Source organism: Streptacidiphilus sp. EB103A (assembly GCF_041261405.1).
Taxonomy (GTDB): domain Bacteria; phylum Actinomycetota; class Actinomycetes; order Streptomycetales; family Streptomycetaceae; genus Streptacidiphilus.
Window position 1 is genome coordinate 1 of the sequence record NZ_JBGCAQ010000054.1, and the last position, 2,155, is coordinate 2,155.

Sequence of the window (2,155 nt, forward strand, 5' to 3'; positions counted from 1 at the left end):
GTGAGGTCGGCCCAGGGCGCCCTGCTGGCGTTGCCGCCAATGGGTTTCCCCGGACCGCCTCCCGCACCCGGCGTGCCTGTCTCCAGGCACCGGGCGCTCCACAAGTCCCGTGGAAGTACGAACAGTTCAGATCTTGCTCGCCCACGGAGTGGGAATCGCTGTTCCCCGGTAGCGGTAGCGGGTCGTCCGCATCCGCCCCGGATCGAACAGTGCCGTATCGCCGTCACACGGCCACCACTGGCCCTGACAATACCGGCGGCGCACCTGCTTCCAGTTCGCCCGCGGGAGTTTTCGGTGCAGCCAACCCATGACCCTGCGCCATACGAACGCGCGCAGGAAGTGGAAGGCGGCACTGGAGACCCCGGGCTGAAAGTAGACGCACCAGCCCCGCAGCACGGGATTGAGACTGCGCAGCAGGACTTCGAGCGGCAGGTTCTTGTCCAACCGGCTGATCGTCCTCACCTTCCCCGTGACGGACTGGACCGCCTTCTTGCTCGGGTAGGTATAGACGTAATACTTCGCCGTGCCTCGCTTCTGATGACGCTGGATGCGCCAGCCAAGAAAGTCGAAGCCTTCGTCTATGTGCACCAGCATGGTTTTCTCCTCCGAGAGGCGCAAACCCATCGTGGAGAGAACCTCGGCCGCCTCATCGCGTATCGCCTCGGCATCGGCCCGGTCACCGCGAACCAGAGCGACCCAATCGTCAGCGTAGCGGATAAGCCGAAAAGACGGCTCTCCGCGCCGCTGCCGCAGGGGCATCTGCTTCCGGTCCCGGTGGCGTCGAGCAAAATGCTCATCGAGAACCGATAGTGCAACATTAGCGAGCAGGGGTGACAGAATTCCGCCTTGTGGCGTCCCCATCTGTGATTCCCTGAAAAGCCCCTCCCGATTGAGGATTCCAGCCTTCAGGAACGCCTTGACCAGCACCAAGACGCGCTTGTCGGAGACACGTGACCGCACCCGGCCCATAAGCGCCGAGTGCGAAATCTCGTCAAAGCACGCCGCGATATCGCCCTCCACGACCCACTCGTAACGGTGGGGCGGGCTGGCGAAAGTGCGGATCTCGGCAATCGCGTCATGCGCTCGCCGATTGGGGCGGAACCCGTACGAGCACGGCTCGAAGTCCGCCTCGAAAATTGGCTCCAACACCAGCTTCAGCACAGCTTGAACAACGCGATCACGCACAGTGGGAATTCCTAGACGGCGCAGCTTCTTCCCGCCCGCCTTCGCAATCATCCGCTCACGGACCGGAAGTGGACGAAACCGCTGCGCTTTCAAATCATCGCGGACCTCGGCCAGGAACTCGCCGACGCCTTGCCGCTCGATATAGTAAGCGCTCTTCCCGTCCACACCTGCCGACCGGGCACCCCTGTTGCCCCGCACACGCTCCCATGCGATCAGGAGAAATGCGGGATCACAGACGAGATTGAACAAATCATGAAACTGCCTGTCTGAATCGTCGGTCGCCCAACGGTGCAGCTTGGCCTGGATCTCCCGTACCCTGCGCTCAGCGCCGAACGGCGTGAGCGTTGGTGCGTCGGTATTCACCGGCGACCTCCGAGCATTCCAGCATCCGCCCTGCTGACTTGCTGGCCCCCTTCGCCATGTACGCGCCTTTCGCGCGCTCGGACTACTACGGGGCCTCCGCCCCACACTGCGGCCGACAACCGACGACGGGCCTGCCCTTCGATGTCCTGGATGGAGCATCGTGAGGGCAACCGCAGGTGGTTCCCACGTTCACCACTAACCGTTTGACGAGGGAGGTGCCCAGCTATACCCCGGCAGCCTCGCCACGAGTACGCCGCAGGCTTTCCTCGTGGCCTCCCCGCCGGCCCATTCATCCCGGCTTCGGAGTCACCCGCCACATGATCACGGCAGGTGTGCGCTGCGTACCGGCCCATATCCACCAGGTTGGAGCCGGCTCGACGCTTACGGAGCTTCACGCGCTGGTTCCTCTCGTACACCTTCTCGTCTCGCTTGCCGGACCCGCCCCGTCTGGTAGTCCCGGAGCGTCCCGGCGTTGTCAGGACTGCTTTCCACCCCTCCCGGCGACTCCCGGGTCAGGCTGTCCTCAGCTTCGTGGCCTTGCTGCGACAAGGCCACGGCGGCGGTCTCCCACCCCCGCACGGTCAAGTAGCGCCTCGTGGCGCACGAA

The 2,155-nt window shown here is 64.0% G+C and carries 1 protein-coding gene; it reads right to left on the reverse strand.

Features of this window, described 5'->3' with window-relative positions:
• Nucleotides 1–126: 126 nt before the first annotated feature.
• The gene (gene ltrA, locus ABH941_RS40840) at nt 127–1,548 is read right to left on the reverse strand and encodes a group II intron reverse transcriptase/maturase (protein ID WP_370138572.1); all 1,422 of its coding nucleotides are present in this window, start codon (nt 1,546–1,548) and stop codon (nt 127–129) included.
• Nucleotides 1,549–2,155: the final 607 nt, after the last annotated feature.